Here is a 1,684-nt window from a genome sequence, read left to right as displayed (position 1 = left end):
CCCCGAGCACGACGAGCAGAGCGATCAGCCAGGCGAGACGGCGCATGCGGGACGTTCCGGACCAAAGGGGCGGGCGTGCTTATCACAGCGCGCGCCGCCGCACGTCATCCCCAGCCGTCCATCAACCGCCGCGAACAGCCCTGATCCGGAAAAAATCTGATCTAAGTCAGCTGATTACGATTTGAGGCTACAGCGCCCTGCGAGCCGCGGGACGCATCATCCCACAGACTTATCCACAGGATCGAGCCGCATCCCCGCCGCCAGCGCCGTCATCAGCGCGGCCCGCGACAGGCCGCGCGGCAGCGCCGGGCGGAGCGCGAGACGGATCGTCCCCGGCCGCTTGTCGAGCGTCCGCCGCGTCCACAGCCGCCCCGAATCCGTCGCCGCCGGGTGGATCGGCACGTCCAGCCGCGCCGCCAGCAGCGCGATGCCGGGCTGGAGCACCACGGGCGCGTCGGGCGCCACGCGCGTGCCCTCGGGGAAGATCACCACCTGGAAGCCGGCCGCCAGCGCCGTCTCCACGTCCGCTGCCATGCGCCGCAGCGCCTGCGCCCCCGCCGCGCGATCGACCGCGATCATCCCGGCCGCCCGGATCACCTTGCCGAGCAGCGGTATCCGCGCCAGCTCCTGCTTGACGACATAGGTGCAGCGCGGCAGCACCAGCAGCCAGATAAAGGCATCGAACGCGCTTTCGTGCCGCGCGGCGATCAGCGCCGGCCCGTGCGGCACGTGCTCCGCCCCCTCCAGCCGGCATGTGACGCCGCACAGCGTCCGCGTCCCCCACACGACCGTGCGCGCCCAGCGCTGCGCCCAGGCCAGCGCCCGGTTCTGCCGCCGCGCCGGCCGTGACAGCACCCGCTGCACCGTCGCCGGCACCAGCAGCACCAGCGTCACGGCCACGAAATAGACGAGGAACGCCCCCGACCGGATCGCCTTCATCCGGCCCACGCGGGGGCGCGGGTCGGCGCGTCGGGCGGTGGCGCGGAGGCGGTCGACGGCACCCGGCCGGCATGCAGCCAGCCGTGGCCGGACAGCGGGCCGGACAGGCCGGCCGCCGCGGCCAGATATTTCATGTATTCCTCCGCCATCAGCCGCAGCGTCGCCGCGTCGCGCAACCCGCCCGGCCCGCGCATCGCCGGCGGCATCACCGGCACCGGCAGCAGCCGCACCGCCGGCAGCGCCCGCGATAGCTCCGTCAGCGCGCGCGCCATGTGATACCCGGCGGTCACGACGATCAGGCTGCGTATGTCGTTCGCCCGCGCCCACAGCGCGGTCGCCGTCGCGTTGGCGCGGGTCGAGGTCGCGGTCCGGTCGAGCGTCACCCGCCCCGCGAGCGACGCCGCGTCCACCCCGGCGCGGCGCGCCAGTTCCGGCAGCTCCGCCCCGCCGCCGATGCCGGTGACCAGCAGCTTGCCGGCGCGCCCGTCCGCCAGCAGACGCATGGCCGTCTCCACCCGATCCGCTCCCCCCGTCAGCGCCACGATCCCGTCGGCCCGCGCGGGAATCGTCGGCGTCTCGTTGGCGGCGTGGATGAACCATGCGAGGCCCGCCGTCCAGGCCAGCACCGCGAGACCGAGAAGGACGCCGCCCAGGCGCAGCAGCCGGCGCATCAGCCCGCGCCCGCGCTCACGGCAGGCGACGCAGCCACCGCCGCACCGTCACCTGCGCCGTCGCCCACCCGACC

At 74.5% G+C, this 1,684-nt stretch carries 2 protein-coding genes; both read right to left on the bottom strand.

Annotated features, from left to right (window positions below; genetic code table 11):
* Positions 1 to 216 precede the first annotated feature (216 nt).
* Positions 217 to 939: a lysophospholipid acyltransferase family protein gene (locus B8460_RS17150; protein ID WP_052945285.1), complete on the bottom strand. Its 723-nt coding sequence runs from the start codon at positions 937 to 939 to the stop codon at positions 217 to 219.
* Positions 936 to 1,610 carry a YdcF family protein gene (locus B8460_RS17145; RefSeq protein WP_048862836.1) on the bottom strand — a complete coding sequence of 225 codons (675 nt, stop codon included), beginning with the start codon at positions 1,608 to 1,610 and terminating at the stop codon, positions 936 to 938. The genes B8460_RS17150 and B8460_RS17145 overlap by 4 nt, the downstream gene beginning before the upstream one ends.
* Positions 1,611 to 1,684: the final 74 nt, after the last annotated feature.

This window comes from Acidisphaera rubrifaciens HS-AP3, from assembly GCF_000964365.1.
Lineage (GTDB): Bacteria > Pseudomonadota > Alphaproteobacteria > Acetobacterales > Acetobacteraceae > Acidisphaera > Acidisphaera rubrifaciens.
The sequence above is the reverse complement of the archived record's forward strand: the minus strand, read 5'-3'. Positions and strand labels throughout refer to the sequence as shown.